This window comes from Marinobacter salarius, assembly GCF_032922745.1.
In the GTDB taxonomy this organism is placed as follows: Bacteria; Pseudomonadota; Gammaproteobacteria; order Pseudomonadales; family Oleiphilaceae; genus Marinobacter.
On the sequence record NZ_CP136693.1, the window covers coordinates 924,195 to 942,417 of the forward strand.

Sequence of the window (18,223 nt, forward strand, 5' to 3'; positions counted from 1 at the left end):
GAGTTATGGATACCCCAGTAAACAAGAAAAAATTGAGCCTCAAAGAGAAGTACAGCTACCTGACCCGGGATTTGGCCTGGGAACCGTCTTACCAAAGTAAAGAGGACCTGTTTCCCTATGCCACTTATGAAGGGATAAAAGTCCACGATTGGAGTAAATGGGAAGACCCGTTTCGTCTGACCATGGACGCCTACTGGAAGTACCAAGCCGAGAAAGAGCGTAAGTTTTACGCCATCATTGATGCCTTTGCTCAGAACAATGGTCACCTAAAGATTACCGATGCCCGGTATCTTTCGGCACTGAAAATTTTCCTACAGGCAATCAGCCCGGCTGAATATGCCTCTCATAAGGGCTTTGCGCGTGCTGGCCGCGAATTTCCGGGCGTTGGCCCTCAGGTTGCTTGCCAGATGCAGGCTATCGACGAGATCCGCCATGCGCAGACACAGGTCCATGCCATGTCGAACTACAACAAGTTCTACAGTGGCTTCCACGCATTTGCGGATCAGCGCGATCGCATCTGGTACACCTCGGTAGCACGGTCATTCTTCGACGATGCCATGTCTGCCGGGCCGTTTGAGTTCATGATCGCCATCGGCTTCTCGTTCGAGTACGTGCTCACCAACCTGTTGTTTGTCCCCTTCATGTCCGGTGCGGCCTACAACGGAGACATGTCGACTGTGACCTTCGGCTTTTCCGCCCAGTCGGATGAGGCCCGTCACATGACTCTCGGCCTGGAGTGTATCAAGTTCATGCTTGAGCAGGATCCGGACAACGTCGCCATTATTCAGAAGTGGATCGACAAGTGGTTCTGGCGGGGCTTCCGGGTTCTTGGTCTGGTAAGCACCATGATGGACTATATGCTGCCGAAGCGGGTCATGTCCTGGCGGGAAGCCTGGGACATCTATGGTGAAGAAAATGGCGGAGCCCTGTTCAACGATCTTGCCCGCTACGGCATCCGCCCGCCCAAAGGCTGGAAGGACGCCGGTGAGGCGGTTGATCACATGTCCCACCAGTTCATGCTGGCACTCTACCAGTGGAACTTTGGTACCGCTTTCCATACCTGGATTCCCAGTAATGAGGATATGGACTGGCTCTCCAAAAAGTACCCGGACACTTTTGACAAGTACTACCGTCCCCGTTGGGAACACATTAAGAAAATGGACGAGGCCGGGACCCCGTTCAACAACTTTGGTTTGGCGAAGTTGTGTCAAATCTGCCAGTTGCCAACGGTATTCACAGAGCCCGGAGACCCCACCACTTTGTGTCACCGGGAGACAGAATACAGAGGGGAAACCTACCAGTTCTGCTCCGATCACTGCTGTGACATTTTCAAAGAAGAGCCGGAGAAGTACATCCAGGCTTGGCTGCCAATGCCGGCCCTGTTCCAGGACCCGATCAATGGCGATCTGGAGGCCTGGATGAAGTGGGTCAGTCTGGAAAACGGTTCGGATAATGGCGATTACAAAGGATCGCATGACCAAACAAGTTTCCAGAAGTGGCGTGAGATGACGACTTCTAACTGAAACTGAGTGCTGGCCGGTCCGGGTATCTGGGGTGGCCAGCGGTGAGAACAAAAACAAGGAGCTGCAAAATGTCAGTTGTTTCCAGAAAAGAATATATCGGTGTTGCGCGTGATCGCGTCGAGAACTTTAACGGCAATCAGCTGGTTTATGTCGGCTGGGATAATCATCTGCTGTTTGCCTCTGCCTTCCTTTTATGTCCAACGCCAGAAACCGTGTTCCGTGACTTGGTTCAGAACAACCTGGCTCCGTTGCTGAGCGCTGATCCGGATGCCGAAAAAATTGACTGGGACTCGGTCACATGGCTCAAGGGCAATGAACCCTGGACACCGGACTGGGATGCCAGTCTTGCGGCCAATGGCGTTGGTCATAAGTCGCTGCTGCGTTTCAAAACGCCTTCGCTGAACACAGTCTGTGGTTAATATCCGGAGGGTGCCATGAGTTACGAGCTGACCATTGAACCATTAGGCCAAACCGTCGAGATCGAGGATGGCCAGACCATACTCGACGCCGCTCTACGAGCAGGCATCTACCTGCCCCATGCCTGCTGCCACGGACTGTGTGCGACCTGCAAAGTACAGGTGGTTGACGGTGAAGTGGAGCACGGAGAGGTCTCCGACTTTGCTCTGATGGACTTCGAGCGCGAAGAGCAGAAGTGTCTGGCCTGCTGTGCCACTGCCGAGAGTGATCTTGTGATTGAGGCAGAGATTGAAGAAGATCCGGATGCGCAGAATTTGCCGGTTAGAGATTACCAATGTGTGGTTTCTCGGATAGAGGACCTTACTCCTACCATTAAGGGCGTTTGGCTGAGGCCTGAGTCCGGTGAGGAGGTGGCATTCCAAGCGGGCCAGTATATCAACCTGGAATTGCCCGATGGAATCGGACATCGAGCGTTTTCAATTGCCAACGCCCCGTCTGAGTCTGGCGAGATTGAACTTAATGTAAGGATTGTTCAGGGCGGCAAGGGTACAACTTACATCCATGAAGAGCTCCAAGAAGGTGACGTGCTGACCTTGAGCGGGCCTTACGGAAGGTTCTTTGTGAAGAAATCTGCGCAGGTTCCAGTGATCTTCATGGCCGGTGGCTCTGGCCTTTCCAGCCCAAGGTCGATGATTCTTGATCTCCTGGATGAAGGGTTTGATCTACCCATCACCCTCGTTTACGGCCAGCGCTCGCAAGAGGAGCTCTATTACCACGATGAGTTTCTCGAATTGGCAAGGCAGCATGAGAATTTTACCTATGTGCCGGCCCTGTCCGACGAGCCTGAGGCCTCATCTTGGGAAGGGTTCCGCGGTTACGTGCACGACGCGGCCAGAGAGCACTTTGGCAACGATTTCAGCGGTAACAAAGCATATCTTTGTGGTCCGCCAAGAATGATCGATTCCTGTATCTCCGCATTAATGCAGGGGCGTCTGTTTGAGCGCGACATTTACACCGAGAAATTCATCTCCGCGGCGGATGCCCAGCAGGTTCGGAGCCCTTTATTCAAATCTATCTGAACACAAACATAATAATGAAGTTGGGAGCGGGTACTGCGAGCCGGAGACATAATGTCGATGAACTCAGTGCCCGTGGACATCGGGCCGACTCGTCATGGGGTCACGCGAGGCTGCACAATCTACGCTTGGGATCCGTCGGGAAGCCGATTTGAAACCTTTATGGGTGGATATCAGCCTTATCCCGATTACGAACCTCTGACGTGGACCTTCGATAATTTCGGCCAGGGGCTCGATTATCCTCAGCGGAAACTACACGAAACTTTCTTGACCGTGGTCAGCTGACGCCGAGGGCATCTTCCATACCGGAGAGGGTGTCGTACAATGCATACCTAAAAGGTAATAGCTGACTGTTTAAATGGTATTAGACGGTATAGATTCGGAATCCTACACTCAAAATAGGTTGGAATAACCCGCTATCAAGGACGCTGAAGACCAGCTCCTCTGAAACAGAACAAGCAGGAATCAATATGCGCCAGATAGATAACTTCATAAACGGCGAATTTGTCGCTTCTAGCGTTGGCAGGCGGTTTGAAAAGCGGTCCCCTGTCGACAACCGAGTCATAGCATCGATTGCGGAGGCCGGGCAGCCAGAGGTGGATCAGGCTGTAACTGCGGCAAAGCATGCACTGACAGGAGAGTGGGGCAAGTTGGCCACAAATGAACGGGTGGATCTGCTTTACCAGGTGGCCGATGAAATCACTCGTCGCTTCGACGATTTTGTCGACGCCGAGATGGCAGACACAGGGCAGCCCGAACATGTTATGAGCCACGTATTTATCCCGCGCGGCGCCGCAAACTTCAAGGTTTTCGCGGACATTATAAAGAATGTCCCGACTGAGAGTTTTCACATGGACACTCCGGACGGTCGTGGTGCCCTGAACTATGGTGTTCGCGTTCCCAAGGGGGTGATTGGCGTAGTGGCGCCCTGGAACGCCCCATTCCTGCTGATGACCTGGAAAGTGGGTCCCGCCCTGGCATGTGGAAATACCGTGGTGGTTAAGCCTTCGGAAGAATCTCCTCTGACTGCAACCCTGCTGGGTGAGGTAATGAACAAGGTAGGCATCCCCAAAGGCGTCTACAACGTCATTAACGGATTTGGTCCAGACTCCGCCGGGGAGTTTCTGACCCGCCACAAGGATGTTGATGCCATCACCTTCACCGGCGAAACACGAACCGGTTCGGCGATCATGAAGGCCGCATCGGATGGCATTCGGGACGTGTCGTTTGAGATGGGTGGTAAAAATGCCGGAATCGTGTTCGCCGACTGTGATTTTGATAAGGCAATTGACGGCATTTTCCGGTCGGCATTCCTCAATACCGGTCAGGTATGTCTTGGGACTGAGCGGGTCTATGTCGAGCGTCCAATTTTTGACCGTTTCGTAGCCGCCCTCAAAGATAAGGTTGAAAACGTCAAGTTTGGCCGACCCACCGACAATGGTGTGAATTACGGGCCGCTGATCAGTCAGGAGCATCGGCAGAAGGTTTTATCCTATTACGCCAAGGCCAAAGAAGATGGAGCCACGATTGTAACTGGTGGTGGTGTTCCGGAAATGCCAGGTGAGCTTGCCGAAGGTGCCTGGGTTCAACCGACGATCTGGACGGATCTTCAGGAGTCGTCCGCTGTAATTCAGGAAGAGATCTTCGGCCCTTGCTGTCATATCCGACCCTTTGACACCGAAGAGGAAGTCATCGAGTTAGCTAATGCTTCCGATTACGGACTATCCACCACGATCTGGACTGACAACCTCACACGCGCGCACCGCGTTGCGGCCAAAGTCGATGTTGGGATTACTTGGGTTAATAGCTGGTTCCTCCGGGATCTGAGAACCGCCTTTGGAGGTGCCAAAACTTCGGGCATCGGTCGTGAAGGTGGTGTGCACTCCCTGGAGTTCTACACCGAGATGCGCAACGTTTGCATCAAAATGTGAGGCTGACATGGACCAGAAAATAATTGATCAATACGGCGACGAGCTCTATCAGGCGTTTGTCGAACGCAGGACCATCGCGCCTTTCACTGAGCGAGATCCGGACATCAGTCTTGACGATGCCTACAAAATCCAGCTGCGATTCATCCAGCGACGTTTGGATGCAGGTGAAACGGTGGTTGGTAAGAAAATCGGTGTGACCAGCAAAGCCGTGCAGGATTTTTTGGGTGTGTTTCAACCGGATTTTGGGCAGTTGACCTCAAAAATGGTCTACCAGGAAGGTGATGTCATTGCTCTTGACGACTTGATTCAGCCAAAGGCCGAAGCAGAGCTGGCATTTGTGCTGAAAGAGGACTTGAAGGGGCCTGGGATCACAGCCATGGACGTGATCCGTGCGACCGATTATGTGGCTCCCTGCTTTGAAATCGTGGATTCACGTATTCGCGACTGGAAGATCAAGATCCAGGACACGGTAGCTGACAACGCCTCTTGTGGGGTCTACGTGATTAGTTCATGCAAAGTTGATCCCCGTGAAGTGGACATCACTCTCGCCGGTATGGTGCTGGAGAAAAATGGTGAGCTTTATTCGACCGGTGTAGGGGCCGCAGTTCAGGGTTCCCCTGCCAACGCTGTGGCATGGCTCGCCAACACTTTGGGCGAACTGGGGATTCCCTTCAAGGCCGGTGAAGTCATTTTATCAGGCTCTCAATCCAACCTGGTGCAGGTTACTGATGGGGATGAGTTGGTGTGCACGATTGGTGGTGTAGGAAGTTGCAAGGTCCGCTTTGAAGGGAGGAGCGCAGTATGAGCGTCACACTGACTCGGGAAGATATTGTGCGCCTTTGCGAGCGGGTAGAAGGGGCTCAGACCCGCGCTTACGCCATACCCAAACTGACCAACGAATATCCCGGTATGACTATTGAGGACGGATATGCCGTCCAATCAGAGTTGCGGCGGCGCTTTATTGAGAGCGGGCACACGCTGGTTGGCTGGAAAGCGGGTCTGACGTCCAAGGCAAAAATGGAACAGATGGGCGTGAACGTTCCATCCATTGGCTTCCTGACGGACCGGATGGCCCGACCCGAAAATTCGGTGGTATCTACCTCTGATCTGGTGCATCCGCGGGTGGAATGTGAAGTGGCCTTCGTGACCGGTAAGGACCTCGCTGGTCCTGGAATCACCGCACAGGATGTTCTTGATGCGACAGATTATGTGTTACCTGCGATTGAAATCATCGACTCGCGATTTTCCGGCTTCAAGTTCGACCTCGAAAGTGTGATTGCTGATAACGGATCGTCCGCCCGGTTTGTTGGCGGGGGCCGCCCGCGGTACCCGAAGGATCTCGACCTTCGCGCGCTGGGAGTGGTGATGGAAAAGAATGGTGAGATTGTCGGGATGGGTGCGTCAGCCGCTGTGCTCGGTCACCCGGCGGAAGCTGTCGCCATGCTGGTGAATATCCTCCACGACTTGGGGGAGACTCTCCCGGCAGGCAGCTTTGTCATGAGCGGCGGTATTACCGAAGCCATTGCCGTAGCACCGGGCGACCATGTCATTGCCCGTTACCAGGACCTCGGCAGTGTTTCCGTGCGGTTCGGCGAATAACAACAGGAGCAAGAAATGCCCATTATCGAGATGCATTTGATGGAAGGTCGCACAACTGAGCAGAAGTCCAGTGCCGCGAAAGCAATTACTGATGCCGTGACATCCAGCCTGGGTGTAAGGGCCGAATCCGTCCGAATTCTTATCACTGAACATGCTGGTGCCGAGTTTTATGTAGCAGGTGTCTCGCCAGCCCTTAAAGCTCAGCAGGCTGACCTGGCGGACATAACAAAAGCAGAGGATTAAACCATGCAAAAGATCAAATGTGCGCTGATCGGGTCCGGAAACATTGGTACCGACCTGATCTATAAAATCCAGCGCAGTGAGTACCTGGAACCGGTCTGGATGGTCGGTATTGATCCGGAATCCGAGGGCCTGGTGCGCGCCCGGGAAATGGGTCTGAAGACCACAGCTGAAGGCGTTGATGGGCTTTTACCCTATATCGAGGCGGATGGAATCCAGATTGCCTTTGATGCAACCAGTGCCTACGTGCACGCGGAGAATAGCCGTAAACTGAATGCACTTGGAGTGCTGATGATTGACCTTACGCCCGCGGCGATTGGCCCGCTATGCGTACCTCCTGTCAATCTCAAAGAACATACCGACAAGTATGAAATGAACGTGAACATGATCTCCTGTGCTGGTCAGGCGACGATACCCATTGTACGCGCAGTATCTAATGTCCAATCGGTGGATTATGCAGAGATTGTGGCCACCCTCTCCTCTCGTTCGATCGGTCCTGGCACTCGGGCCAATCTCGATGAATTTACTTACACCACGTCAGGTGCGCTGACCAAGGTGGGTGGTGCCAGACGGGGCAAGGCACTAGCAATTATCAATCCAGCTGACCCGCCCATGATCATGCGGAATACCATTTCCTGTCTCACCGATAACGAGCCGGATCAGGAAACGATTACTGCATCGGTGTTAGCGATGATCAAGGAAGTGCAGAAATACGTTCCAGGTTACCGGCTGGTAAACGGCCCAGTATTCGACGGTAAGCGCGTTACGGTCTTCATGGAGGTGGAAGGGCTGGGGGATTACCTGCCCAAATACGCCGGCAACCTCGACATCATGACCGCCGCTGCAACCCGGACGGCGGAAATGTTTGCCCAGGAAATTCTCGAAGGTACGTTCAATCCCCAGCCTGTGGAGGTAGCGTAATGACTGACTCAATGATCGCCGGCGAACTCGAAGGCCGGAAGGTAATTCTTCACGACATGTGTCTGCGCGACGGTATGCACGCCAAGCGCGAACAGATTTCCGTAGATCAAATGGTGACGGTTGCGACGTCTCTGGACGATGCGGGTGTTCCGTACGTTCAGGTGACCCACGGGGCTGGGCTTGGTGGCAATTCGCTGCAGCATGGGTTTGCCATGGCCAGCAATGAGGAATATATCAGCGCAGTGGCGTCCAGGATGAAGCAGGCCAAAGTGTCGGTCTTGCTTATTCCAGGACTGGGCACCATGGATGAACTCAAGTCGGCTCATAAGTCAGGCGCCCGCAGCGTTCATGTGGCGACCCACTGCACGGAGGCGGATACCTCACCCCAGCACATTGCTTGCGCCCGTGAGCTAGGAATGGACACCACCGGCTTTCTTATGATGGCGCATCTCAACGATGCTAAAGGACTCGCTGAGCAGGCCAAGCTGATGGAGTCCTACGGTGCCCACACCGTTTATATCACTGATTCGGCGGGCTACATGTTGCCCGCAGACGTAAAGGATCGCGTTCAAGCGCTTCGAGAGGTACTCAAACCGGAAACGGAAATTGGTTTCCATGGGCACCATAACCTGGGTATGGGTATAGCCAACTCCATCGCGGCGATTGACGCAGGTGCGTCCCGTATTGACGGATCAGTCGCTGGCCTTGGAGCCGGTGCGGGAAACACGCCGCTGGAAGTGTTCGCCGCCGTATGTGAGCGCATGGGCATTGAGACTGGAATCGATGTGTTCAAGCTGATGGATGTTGCGGAGGACGTCATCGTACCGATGATGGACCACATCGTACGTGTCGACCGGGAATCCCTAACTCTAGGTTACGCAGGGGTGTATTCCACTTTCCTGTTACCCGCAAAGCGGGCGGCTAAGCGTTACGGTGTGCCAGCGCGGGATATTCTGGTGGAACTGGGCCGACAGAAGATGATTGGTGGTCAGGAAGACATGATTGATGACACCGCCATGACGATGGCGAAAGAACGTGGCTTGTTGAAGGCCGAGGCCAGTTGAGACTGACCTGTTATTGGACGAAATTTAATCACGACAACAAAAAGAGGTGAACCATGGCTATCAGAGGTGTTTTAAGGCTTGGTGAGATCGGGATTCGAGTTCTCGATCTGGATGACGCACGAACTCATTATGTAGACCGCATGGGCCTGCATGAAGTGATGACCGATGAGACGAACCGACAGATCTACCTCAAGGCCTGGGACGAGCACGACCATCATTCAGTGGTGCTGCGTGAAGCAGACGAGGCTGGCCTGGATTACGTCGCATACAAGGTTTTTGACGATGCCACTCTGGACGACCTTGAACCAAAAATTGAAAAGTTTGGAATATCGGTTTCCCCTATCGAGGCGGGTGTTTATCCAAAAAGTGGCCGACGCCTTGAGTTTACTCTGCCGTCCGGCCACCGGATGCAGCTGTTTGCCGAGAAAGAACAGATTGGCAACACCTTGGGCACCCGAAATCCTGGTGTAATGCCTGATGAGGGCGTGATACGGGGATTCCGGATCAACCGCCTGGACCACTGTTTGCTCGGTGGACCCAATATTGACGAATGTGCGCGTCTGTTTCAGGAGGTCTTTGATTTTGATCTCGCCGAACGTATTGAGGACCAGGAAAGCGAGGCTTCCCTGGCGTTGTTCCTGAGTTGCTCTACAAAACCCCACGATGTGGCGTTTGTGATACAGCCGGAGCCTGGGCGATTCCACCATGTCTCGTTCCTGCTTGAATCGGCGACAGACGTCATTTACGCGGCAGACATGATCGGAAAATATCGGATACCTGTAGACGTCGGCCCCAACCGCCATGGTGTAACCCGCGGAAACACTATTTATTTCTTTGATCCATCGGGCAATCGCAACGAGGTCTTCTCAGGGGGGTATGTCCACTACCCTGACACTCCAACGTTAACCTGGGACACGTCAGAAATGGGTCCCGCCCAGTTCTCGCAGGACAATACGCCCCGGGAGAGTTTTCTGACGGTGATGACCTGATAACCCTCACCACCACAAAGCGGTAAGCCAACAATGACAAAAACAGGTGGAGGAATTTGGTATGTCCTATCGGATACATCTCGATGATCTGGATCTGGACTTCCCCTGTGACGCCCGGCAGAACGTGCTTGAGTGCATGATGGGGTCAGGAAAAAACGGTATCCCGGTTGGGTGTCGTGGTGGTGGCTGTGGAGTCTGCCAAGTTCAAGTGGTAGAGGGTGAATACGATGCTCGGCCGATGAGTAGAGCGCATATTGATGACGAAGCGCTTGCCCAGCGGCGGGTGCTCGCCTGTTGCATCCGGCCCCGGAGTGATCTGTCCTTAAAAGTGATTGGCAAGTTGGCACGGCCAATTCACCGCAGGTGCCAGAAGAGCCCAAAGCCAGACCAGTGACGTTGTCTCCAATCAAAGGTTGTGTCTGCATAAGTTGACGGGATTGGTCGACGAACTCTAACCATGGACGGTTCTCTTTTCTGCTAGCATTTCGTGTCTCCTATAATTGGGCTTCTGAAGAGGTGCCAGTGTCTTCGTTCTCTATTCTTATGATCGGTGCCGGGGGCATCGGTGGGTATTATGCAGCTAGGCTCGCCGAAGGTGGGCACAAGTTGGTGCTGACCGCTCGCGGTCGTCATCTTGAGGCCATAAGGGATTCTGGGTTGACGGTGGAGTATGAGGGAAGACAAATTCACTGTCCGGTGCCAGCATTAGATAATGCAACCTTGGTGCACCGCTACCACCCTGACGAATTTGATCTGGTCATTATTGCTTTGAAGTCGACGGTGACGGAGTCGGTCCTATCGGAACTGGGGGCGTGGCTGACTCAGGGTACTGTACCTGTTCTGTCTATGCAGAATGGTGTGGACAATGAACAGATGATTTCAGATGTGGTCGGTGAAAAGCGGGTCCTGGGTGGTTTGGCGGTCCGTATCGGTGGACACATAAGAGAGCCGGGAACGGTGTTCGCTGAGGGGGTTGCCCAGATTGTAATGGGGGCTTGGCCCAGGACGCCCGATCAGCCGGATTCGCGAACCGCGTTGCTGGCAAGGTGTGCGGATGCGTTCAATGAGGCTGATATCCCAACCACTGTGTCCGAAAACATTCGCTACGAGCTATGGCGAAAACTTGTTATCAACAACGGGGTAAATCCATTATCTGCATTGACAGGACTGGATACCCGCAGCCTCACCCACCATCCTGAGTTCGGAAAAATTGTATACGGAATGATGGCGGAAACCGTTGAGGCTTCAAGGGCGGATGGCGTGAACCTGACCCGCCAGGATCTCGAAGAAATGTTTGAACTCATAAGTAGTTTTAACGCCATCAAAACTTCCATGTTGGTGGATATGGAAAAAGGCCGGCCATTGGAGTTGGACAGTATTGCCGGTGCTGTTTTAAAGCGATGCAAGAGTTTGGGTGTTGAAGCGCCTTACACGTTTCTTGTGAAGGCTTTGCTTGCTAGGTTAGCTCAGGGTGAATAAAAAGCATCAAACTTTAATGTCTTTACTCAGGGCTGCCTAGATCCGCTGTAGGTTAAGAATTATCAAACTTTACAGCGACCGACCTCTGAAAGTGCGCGAAAATGAGGCCGGTTTTTATCAAACATTATTGTTCACTGACAGGAGAACCCACCGCCGAGGTATGGTTTTTCAGGCGCCCGTGGCCACGATTCTCCGCTGAGCCCAGGGATATTCCTTGACCGGCAAATGAATCACCGCCGACAGGGCTCCCACCCCAACGCCAACCCACCAGACCAGAGTGTAGTTGTTGTAGATATCGTATAGGGCCCCACCCAGCCACACTCCCAGGAAACCACCCAGTTGGTGGGAGAAGAACACCAGCCCATACAGCGTGCCCATGTATTTCAGGCCGTAAATATGCGCCACCAGGCCGGAGGTCAGTGGCACCGTGGCCAGCCAGAGTGAGCCCATTGAAACGGAAAACAGCACCACCGTCTCTGGCGTTATCGGCGTCATGATAAACGCCGCCGACACCAGAGTCCTCAGCAGATAGATGATGGCCAACAGGTATTTTCGGGAGTATCTGTTGCCCAGCCAGCCGGCGAACAAGGTTCCGCCAATGTTAAAAAAACCGATGAGTGCGATGGAAATGGCGCCCAGCCCGGATGCCGATGTCACCCCGAGGGTATAGAGCAGGCTGTCCGGCGCGATGGGGCCGCACATTTCGGTTATAAAAGCGGGGAAATGGGCCGTGATGAAGGCCAACTGGTAACCGCAGGAGAAAAAGCCGATAAAAATAAGCACGAAGGAAGGATCTTTAACCGCCCGTTTGATCACCACACCCATCGGCTCTTCACTGCCGGTCGGCTGCTGCGGTTTCGTCCCCCGCATCAGCAGCAAGGCCATCATGGACAGCAGGATAAAACCTGCGAAGACAATAAAAACCGACTGCCAGGGCATCTGGCTCAGCAAGGCATTGGCCACCGGCGGCCCGACGATCTGACCGGCAGAACCCGCCGCCGTCGCTATCCCAAGTGCCATGGATCGGTGCTTGTCAGGCGCTGCCCGCCCGACCACGGCCAGAATCACCCCAAAGCCGGTACCGGCAATGCCGAAACCAACCAGCATTTCCAGCAACTGGTGTTGGCCAGGGGTGATGGCAAACGCGGACAACACCAGTCCGGTCACATAAAACGCACCACCACCAAGAATTGCTTTGCGGTCCCCAAAGCGTTCAGCGAGAGCTCCGAAAATTGGCTGCCCTATACCCCAGAACAGATTCTGGATTGCAATTGCCAGGGAAAACGATTCACGCGGCCAGGCGAATTCCAGGGCAATCGGCAACTGGAACAGCCCGAAGGATGCGCGAACCGCGAAACTGACGAGAATGATAATGCAGCCCGCGACCAGGACCGGATTGATCATCCGGTCATAGGTACCGGTAAAGGCTTTATCCACAATATGAGCTCACTGTGCTTACTGGCTTGAACGGGGTGGCAGGTGGGGAAATAGTTCACGATAGCGTGGCAACATGCAACAGATAATCCGGCCGCCCCTGCCATTGCAGGAGCAAAATGACGCTTGCCGCCGTCCTGGTCTCCCAGATGCTGCGTTACTGTGGTGATCGCTTTTCGCCGGCTACCTGAACTGGCCATTGCTACCCGTTGGTCTGGCTAACAGAGCCAGCTCCTTCACTAGTCTGACCATGATCAGTGTCGCGAAAACGAGATATTTGCTATTGTGCGAAGCTGATTGGTTTAGACAAGAAGCCAGACATGTCAGCGGGAGAGACCGAGTCGCACAATCGTGGGCCCGGCGCCGAAGGAGCAACTGCCCCGGAAACTCTCAGGCAAAAGGACCGCTGACGTGAAGACTTTCCGAAGAGTTGCCGGCGACTGCGTCCGTCGGCACACCGAAGGAGCAAGCGGCCGGTTCCGATGGAACGGCGCGTGAATCTCTCAGGTCCAGAGACGGAAGGGGTGCTTTCTACCAGATGGTTTATTTATGCCGTGGAGAAAGGGAACCCTGGGCGCCCCTGGAGAGTATTATGAAGCGAATTGCAGTTATTGGCGGTGGTATTACCGGTATCACCACTGCTTACACCCTGGCCAAACGCGGCCTGGATGTTACGGTTTACGAAAAGCACCGTTATGCGGCGATGGAAACCTCTTTCGCCAATGGTGGCCAACTGTCCGCCTCCAACGCTGAGGTCTGGAACAACTGGCAGACCATCATCAAGGGCCTTAAGTGGATGTCCCGGAGGGATGCGCCGCTGCTGGTTAACCCCAAGCCTTCCTGGCACAAACTGAGCTGGTTCGCCGAGTTCATCGCCGCGATTCCCCAGTACGAACAGAACACCACGGAAACCGCACGCCTTGCGATTGCCGCCCGGGATCACCTGTTTGCCTGGGCGCAGAACGAAGGGATCGACTTTGATCTGAAGAAACAGGGCATCCTCCATATCTACCGTGACAAGGCCGGGTTCGACCATGCGGCGAATGTTTCCAGGTTGCTGGCTGCCGGCGGCCTGGAACGTCGGGCGGTCACTCCCGAGGAAATGCGGGCTATTGAACCCACGCTGGCGGGGACCTATTACGGCGGTTTCTACACCGAAAGCGATTCAACCGGTGATATCCATAAGTTCACCAATGGCTTGGCGGAGGCCATTCTTCGCCTCGGCGTCAAAACCTGTTATGAGCACTCGGTGACGGAACTGAGTGCGGATCAGTCCCACGCCTGGGTCACCTCGTTTGATGGTGAAGAGCAAACTCGTGACACCTTTGATGGTGTGGTGATCTGTGCGGGCGTGGGTAGCCGGGAACTGGCCGCCAAGCTGGGGGACCGAGTCAACATTTACCCGGTGAAGGGGTATTCCATCACCGTTGAGCTGGACGACCAAGCCTCCCAGGAAGCGGCACCGACGGTCAGTTTGCTGGACGATGCCACCAAGATAGTCACCAGCCGGCTGGGAGATGATCGGTTCCGGGTTGCGGGTACGGCGGAATTCAGCGGCTATAACCGTGATATCCGGGATGACCGAATCCGGCCGCTCACCCGATGGGTCGAGCAGTGTTTCCCTGGGGTTTGCACCCGCCGCGTCGTACCCTGGGCAGGGCTGCGCCCCATGCTGCCCAATATGATGCCGCGAGTCGGTCCGGGCCGGTTGCCCACCGTGTTCTATAACACGGGTCACGGTCATCTGGGCTGGACCCTGTCTGCAATCACTGCCGAGATGGTGGCGGATGCTGTTGCGTCCGCGGTGTCAGGCACAACAGCGAGTACAGCCGGCTAGTGTTGGGAGATCGTGCCGAACTAACGTCGTTCGGCAGGCAGGAGTTCCTGGCTTTTGGCCGCGAGTACGGAATCAGCTACCGCTTCCCCGGCGTCGACGGCCATGACGCCCCCGATGACGATTCAACCATCGCCCGGGGGTGGATTGATGAAACCCCGCTACCGTCGGGGTTTCGCTTCACTCATTCCGACCTGACGATCTCCCACAGCTACGAATCGGTGTCGCTGGGCCATGCGCCCCTGTTGATGGTGATCGTGCTCGAAGGACGCATCCGCCTGTCGGTTGGTGCGGTCGAGCGGGAGCTTGGGAGTGGCATGGCTGCCAGCCTGCAATTACGACCGGAATATGCACTGGCAGCCTATCAGCCTGCTGGTCAACGTTTGAAAACCATTGTGTTGGCTTTTGATCCCGGTGGCCCGTTGCCGGCGCAGACCGAACAGGGGTCACTGCGAGCCCTGCTCAGGGGGGTGCAGGACCCAGTGGTGCTGTGGGACGTTCCACCGGTTCTCATGACGGCTCTTGAGCAACCCCTTGGCGTCGGGCTGCCTGAGCTTCAGAAAACACTGGTGCTGGAAGGTCTGGCTCTGCAGTTGGTGGGTTATGGTCTTCCGGAGCCGGTGCCAGCGATTGAACGGAAAAGTCGCGCGTCCACCCAGGAACACCAGCGCCTGGAGGCCATTCGTCAGCTGATGGCATTTGCCCCGACGGACAATTACTCCCTGACGGATCTCGCCAGCCGTGCCGCAATGAGTCCCAGCAGTTTGCGTAGTAAATTCCGTGCGACCTACGGATTGTCGGTGTTCGGTTATCTGCGGAAGTGCCGGTTGAACCTGGCCTGGCATTACCTGGAGCAGGGATACTCCGTTCAGCAGGCTGCCCACCGGTCCGGCTATCGACATGCCACTAACTTTGCGACCGCGTTCCGGCGCCAGTTCGGTGTTTCTCCCAAAACCGTCGTTTGAATCACGGTATTTATCATTCCGCATATAAATTCTGGCACTTGGCATATCTAATGCTGGATCTAAAAGCGAATAATTCGCATTAAATTATCGTTAGACCCAAGTGAGGTTTTCATGTTCCGACATTCCCGTTTGTCATTTGCGGTTGCCATGGCCCTTGTCGGTGTCACCGGCGCGCCATTAGCCGTTGCCCAGGAACAGGGCGAACCGAAAATGCTGGATGCGCTAAACGTAACAGCGACCCGCAGCGCCACGAAAACCGATACCCCGGTGATTGAAACCCCGCAATCAGTATCTGTTGTCAGCCGCGAAGACTGGGAAGAAAAAGGCGCCCGTACGGTGCAGCGCGCCGCCAGCTATACCCCGGGTGTGGGTACGAACCAGGTGGGGTCTTCCAACCGCTACGATTATCTGATTCTCCGCGGTTTTTCCGATGGCAGTATCAATAACACCTATCTGGATGGCCTGCGGGTAATGAACGACGGTGGCTCCTACAGCTCCTTTGCCATTGATCCCTGGTTTCTTGAGCGTATTGAGATTGTTAAAGGCCCGACCTCCGTTCTCTACGGCCAGGGCTCCCCTGGTGGGATTGTTGCCCTGACCAGCAAGCGTCCGGAGTTCCGGGATGGGGGTGAAATCCGTGTCTCGCTCGGCAACAACGCCCAGCGCAGCTTTGCCTTTGATGTCACCGGTCCGGTGGATGATGAGCAACGGGTTGCCTATCGTGTGACCGGCATTGCTTCCGCTGCTGACGCGCAACAGGACCACGTGGAACTGGACCGTCGCGCCATTGCCCCGTCGCTGACCTGGGACATGACCGACGAGACCAGCGTGACTCTGCTGGCCTACCTTCAACGTGATCCGGAAGGTGGCTACCACAGCGGTTTGCCGTACGAGGGCACGGTGGAGTCCCGCGACGGCCAGAAAATCGACAACACCTTTTTTGAGGGCGAACCGGACTACGACCTTTTCCGGCGCGACATGACCATGGTGGGATACGATCTGGAGCATCGAATCAATCGTAACTGGTCCGCCTTGCAGAAAGCCCGTTACCTGGATTCGGACGTTGAGTTGAAACAGGTTTATGCCTACGGCTGGGCCTCGGCCACTGAGCTTAACCGCTACTACTCCGGTGGCGATGAGGATCTGCAGGCACTCACCGTTGATAACCAGATTCAGGGGGAATTGACGACTGGCGCGGTGGATCACACCGTATTGGTGGGGGTGGACTATCAGCAGCGTGAGAACGACGTGGTCTGGCCGTCGGGCGCCTTTCCGGCCATCGATGCCTTCAATCCTGAGTACGGGGCCGATCCCTCTGCCCTATACCCCCCGCAACGCAATCTCCGTAAGCAGAAACAGACCGGGGTCTATCTGCAGGACCAGCTGGCCACCGGTGGCTGGCGGTTGACGTTGGGTGGCCGTTACGACTGGGTGGAGATCGAGAACACCAATCGTGACACCGGTGTAGTGACAGAGCTGGACGAAACCCAGTTCAGTGGCCGTGCCGGGCTGCTCTACCTGTTCGACAACGGCATTGCACCCTACGTGTCCCACTCCACGTCGTTTTCGCCCAGCGCCTATACCGACGAGAACGGCGACCTGCTGGCCCCGAGTGAAGGCAAGCAGATAGAAACCGGGCTTAGGTACCAGCCGGTGGGAACCACGGACCTGTATACGCTCTCTCTGTTCCGCATCAACCAGGAGAATCTGGCCACCAAGCAGCCACAGGAGTCCTTCTACCGCAGCATCGGTGAAATTGAGTCCCAGGGTGTGGAGCTGGAAGCCAAGGCGCAGCTGACGGAGAACCTGAATGTCCAGGCCGGATATGCGTTCACGGACGTCACCTTTGAGAAGTCCGAGGCCTATCGCGAGGGCAATGCCGCCAGCCAGGTGCCGGAACACCAGCTGACCCTGTGGGCCGGTTACCGGTTCACGCAGGGAGTCCTTAACGGGGCAAACGCGGGATTGGGTGTCCGTCACAACGCGGACATCTACGCCGATGATGCCAACACCAAAAAGGTGCCGGACTACACCCTGGTGGATCTGGCCTTGGGCTACGATTTCAGCAAGCTCGGCCTGGAAGGCGTTTCTACCCGGCTGAACGTGAACAATCTGCTGGACAAGGAATACGTGGCGTCCTGCTACAACAGTCTGGACTTCTGTTACTTCGGGGCAGAACGTAACGTTACGGCGTCGGTTTCCTATCGGTTCTGATCGGCGGGTTTGGCCGACTCGGTAGCGTCGGGCAGATCCTCGGGGGATAACGATATGGTGGTCATGCCCTGCTGCAGTTTATTCAGCAGATGCAGCAGGCTGACCCCGTCGTCAAAACTGGTTCCATCCAGGGCTTGCTGGTAAAACTCCTGAATTGTGTCCTGCAGGTTGTTCCAGAATACCCGCCCTGTATCCGTCAGTATGACCAGTCGGGCACGACGATCCTGGGGGTCAGGAACACGCACCACATGCCCATCGCGCTCCATGCGTTTGAGTACGCCATCCAGGTTCTGGCGACTGACATAGAGGTACTCCTTGAGCTGATTGAACGATGTACCGTCTTCAAACCCGTCCCGTGACAGGGCTCCAAGCACCGCCCACTGAACGGCGCTGATGCCCATTTCATTCTGAACCTGTCGCTGGAGGATGTTTCCCGTCTGAAACAGACGGAAAAACAGCCGATTCGGAATGCCTTCGGATTCGTTAACGATCATCAGTGCTCCTGTATCTGCACCCCGAACCGTAGAGGAAAGAGGG

General features: G+C 55.1%; 17 protein-coding genes, 1 pseudogene and 1 riboswitch. Of the genes and pseudogenes, 16 read left to right on the forward strand and 2 right to left on the reverse strand.

What is annotated here, in order from left to right:
- Window positions 1-5: 5 nt before the first annotated feature.
- From R1T46_RS04245 to R1T46_RS04305, 13 genes and pseudogenes are all read left to right on the forward strand, one after another.
- On the forward strand, window positions 6-1,523 hold the full coding sequence (locus R1T46_RS04245; protein WP_317307445.1) for a YHS domain-containing protein: 1,518 nt from the start codon (window positions 6-8) through the stop codon (window positions 1,521-1,523).
- Window positions 1,524-1,564: 41 nt separating this feature from the next.
- Complete coding sequence (locus tag R1T46_RS04250; RefSeq protein ID WP_317307446.1) at window positions 1,565-1,942, forward strand: phenol hydroxylase subunit P4; 378 nt, start codon at window positions 1,565-1,567, stop codon at window positions 1,940-1,942.
- Window positions 1,943-1,957: 15 nt separating this feature from the next.
- Window positions 1,958-3,019 (forward strand): phenol 2-monooxygenase domain-containing protein, encoded by a 1,062-nt coding sequence (locus R1T46_RS04255; protein ID WP_317307447.1) that lies wholly within the window; start codon window positions 1,958-1,960, stop codon window positions 3,017-3,019.
- A gap of 18 nt (window positions 3,020-3,037) precedes the next feature.
- Window positions 3,038-3,301: pseudogene (locus tag R1T46_RS04260) on the forward strand (catechol 2,3-dioxygenase); the annotation flags it as partial.
- 185 nt (window positions 3,302-3,486) lie between these two features.
- The gene (locus R1T46_RS04265) at window positions 3,487-4,947 is read left to right on the forward strand and encodes a 2-hydroxymuconic semialdehyde dehydrogenase (protein ID WP_202348806.1); all 1,461 of its coding nucleotides are present in this window, start codon (window positions 3,487-3,489) and stop codon (window positions 4,945-4,947) included.
- A gap of 7 nt (window positions 4,948-4,954) precedes the next feature.
- Window positions 4,955-5,752: a 2-oxopent-4-enoate hydratase gene (dmpE, locus tag R1T46_RS04270; RefSeq protein WP_317307448.1), complete on the forward strand. Its 798-nt coding sequence runs from the start codon at window positions 4,955-4,957 to the stop codon at window positions 5,750-5,752.
- Window positions 5,749-6,546, forward strand: a complete 798-nt coding sequence (dmpH, locus tag R1T46_RS04275) for a 2-oxo-3-hexenedioate decarboxylase (RefSeq protein ID WP_317307449.1) — start codon at window positions 5,749-5,751, stop codon at window positions 6,544-6,546. The genes dmpE and dmpH overlap by 4 nt, the downstream gene beginning before the upstream one ends.
- A gap of 15 nt (window positions 6,547-6,561) precedes the next feature.
- Window positions 6,562-6,789, forward strand: a complete 228-nt coding sequence (locus tag R1T46_RS04280; protein WP_317307450.1) for a tautomerase family protein — start codon at window positions 6,562-6,564, stop codon at window positions 6,787-6,789.
- A gap of 3 nt (window positions 6,790-6,792) precedes the next feature.
- Complete coding sequence (locus R1T46_RS04285) at window positions 6,793-7,707, forward strand: acetaldehyde dehydrogenase (acetylating) (protein WP_317307451.1); 915 nt, start codon at window positions 6,793-6,795, stop codon at window positions 7,705-7,707.
- A complete protein-coding gene (dmpG, locus tag R1T46_RS04290; protein ID WP_317307452.1) occupies window positions 7,707-8,771 on the forward strand; it encodes a 4-hydroxy-2-oxovalerate aldolase in 1,065 nt (354 codons plus the stop codon). Before R1T46_RS04285 ends, dmpG begins: the two co-directional genes overlap by 1 nt.
- Before the next feature lie 53 nt (window positions 8,772-8,824).
- Entirely contained in the window at window positions 8,825-9,760 is a 936-nt protein-coding gene (locus R1T46_RS04295) for a catechol 2,3-dioxygenase (protein WP_317307453.1), read from the forward strand.
- A 61-nt stretch (window positions 9,761-9,821) separates the two neighbouring features.
- The gene (locus R1T46_RS04300) at window positions 9,822-10,154 is read left to right on the forward strand and encodes a 2Fe-2S iron-sulfur cluster binding domain-containing protein (RefSeq protein WP_317307454.1); all 333 of its coding nucleotides are present in this window, start codon (window positions 9,822-9,824) and stop codon (window positions 10,152-10,154) included.
- A 128-nt stretch (window positions 10,155-10,282) separates the two neighbouring features.
- Window positions 10,283-11,239 (forward strand): 2-dehydropantoate 2-reductase, encoded by a 957-nt coding sequence (locus tag R1T46_RS04305; RefSeq protein WP_317307455.1) that lies wholly within the window; start codon window positions 10,283-10,285, stop codon window positions 11,237-11,239.
- Window positions 11,240-11,407: 168 nt separating this feature from the next.
- Here the strand turns inward: R1T46_RS04305 and R1T46_RS04310 are convergent, their stop codons facing one another.
- Window positions 11,408-12,676: an MFS transporter gene (locus R1T46_RS04310; protein WP_317307456.1), complete on the reverse strand. Its 1,269-nt coding sequence runs from the start codon at window positions 12,674-12,676 to the stop codon at window positions 11,408-11,410.
- Between the two features lie 314 nt (window positions 12,677-12,990).
- A riboswitch (glycine riboswitch) is annotated at window positions 12,991-13,089 on the forward strand.
- A 176-nt stretch (window positions 13,090-13,265) separates the two neighbouring features.
- Between R1T46_RS04310 and R1T46_RS04315 the strand changes: the two genes are divergently transcribed.
- The 3 genes from R1T46_RS04315 (at window position 13,266) to R1T46_RS04325 (ending at window position 17,686) form a co-directional block, all read left to right on the forward strand.
- Window positions 13,266-14,510 carry a D-amino acid dehydrogenase gene (locus R1T46_RS04315; RefSeq protein ID WP_288075243.1) on the forward strand — a complete coding sequence of 415 codons (1,245 nt, stop codon included), beginning with the start codon at window positions 13,266-13,268 and terminating at the stop codon, window positions 14,508-14,510.
- Window positions 14,510-15,472 carry a helix-turn-helix transcriptional regulator gene (locus R1T46_RS04320; RefSeq protein ID WP_317307457.1) on the forward strand — a complete coding sequence of 321 codons (963 nt, stop codon included), beginning with the start codon at window positions 14,510-14,512 and terminating at the stop codon, window positions 15,470-15,472. Before R1T46_RS04315 ends, R1T46_RS04320 begins: the two co-directional genes overlap by 1 nt.
- A gap of 111 nt (window positions 15,473-15,583) precedes the next feature.
- Window positions 15,584-17,686, forward strand: a complete 2,103-nt coding sequence (locus tag R1T46_RS04325; protein ID WP_127401999.1) for a TonB-dependent siderophore receptor — start codon at window positions 15,584-15,586, stop codon at window positions 17,684-17,686.
- Here the strand turns inward: R1T46_RS04325 and R1T46_RS04330 are convergent.
- Window positions 17,674-18,180, reverse strand: coding sequence for a MarR family transcriptional regulator (locus tag R1T46_RS04330; protein WP_317307458.1), 507 nt, complete (start codon window positions 18,178-18,180; stop codon window positions 17,674-17,676). The two genes, R1T46_RS04325 and R1T46_RS04330, sit on opposite strands and share 13 nt — an antisense overlap.
- Window positions 18,181-18,223 lie beyond the last annotated feature (43 nt).

What these genes read in the sequence shown, in the direction of transcription:
- R1T46_RS04245 (WP_317307445.1), top strand. Translation starts at nt 6, where the DNA reads ATGGATACCCCAGTAAACAAGAAAAAATTGAGCCTCAAAGAGAAGTAC.
- R1T46_RS04255 (WP_317307447.1), top strand. Translation starts at nt 1,958, where the DNA reads ATGAGTTACGAGCTGACCATTGAACCATTAGGCCAAACCGTCGAGATC.
- R1T46_RS04265 (WP_202348806.1), top strand. Translation starts at nt 3,487, where the DNA reads ATGCGCCAGATAGATAACTTCATAAACGGCGAATTTGTCGCTTCTAGC.
- dmpE (WP_317307448.1), top strand. Translation starts at nt 4,955, where the DNA reads ATGGACCAGAAAATAATTGATCAATACGGCGACGAGCTCTATCAGGCG.
- dmpH (WP_317307449.1), top strand. Translation starts at nt 5,749, where the DNA reads ATGAGCGTCACACTGACTCGGGAAGATATTGTGCGCCTTTGCGAGCGG.
- R1T46_RS04280 (WP_317307450.1), top strand. Translation starts at nt 6,562, where the DNA reads ATGCCCATTATCGAGATGCATTTGATGGAAGGTCGCACAACTGAGCAG.
- R1T46_RS04285 (WP_317307451.1), top strand. Translation starts at nt 6,793, where the DNA reads ATGCAAAAGATCAAATGTGCGCTGATCGGGTCCGGAAACATTGGTACC.
- dmpG (WP_317307452.1), top strand. Translation starts at nt 7,707, where the DNA reads ATGACTGACTCAATGATCGCCGGCGAACTCGAAGGCCGGAAGGTAATT.
- R1T46_RS04295 (WP_317307453.1), top strand. Translation starts at nt 8,825, where the DNA reads ATGGCTATCAGAGGTGTTTTAAGGCTTGGTGAGATCGGGATTCGAGTT.
- R1T46_RS04300 (WP_317307454.1), top strand. Translation starts at nt 9,822, where the DNA reads ATGTCCTATCGGATACATCTCGATGATCTGGATCTGGACTTCCCCTGT.
- R1T46_RS04315 (WP_288075243.1), top strand. Translation starts at nt 13,266, where the DNA reads ATGAAGCGAATTGCAGTTATTGGCGGTGGTATTACCGGTATCACCACT.
- R1T46_RS04325 (WP_127401999.1), top strand. Translation starts at nt 15,584, where the DNA reads ATGTTCCGACATTCCCGTTTGTCATTTGCGGTTGCCATGGCCCTTGTC.
- R1T46_RS04330 (WP_317307458.1), bottom strand. Translation starts at nt 18,180, where the DNA reads ATGATCGTTAACGAATCCGAAGGCATTCCGAATCGGCTGTTTTTCCGT.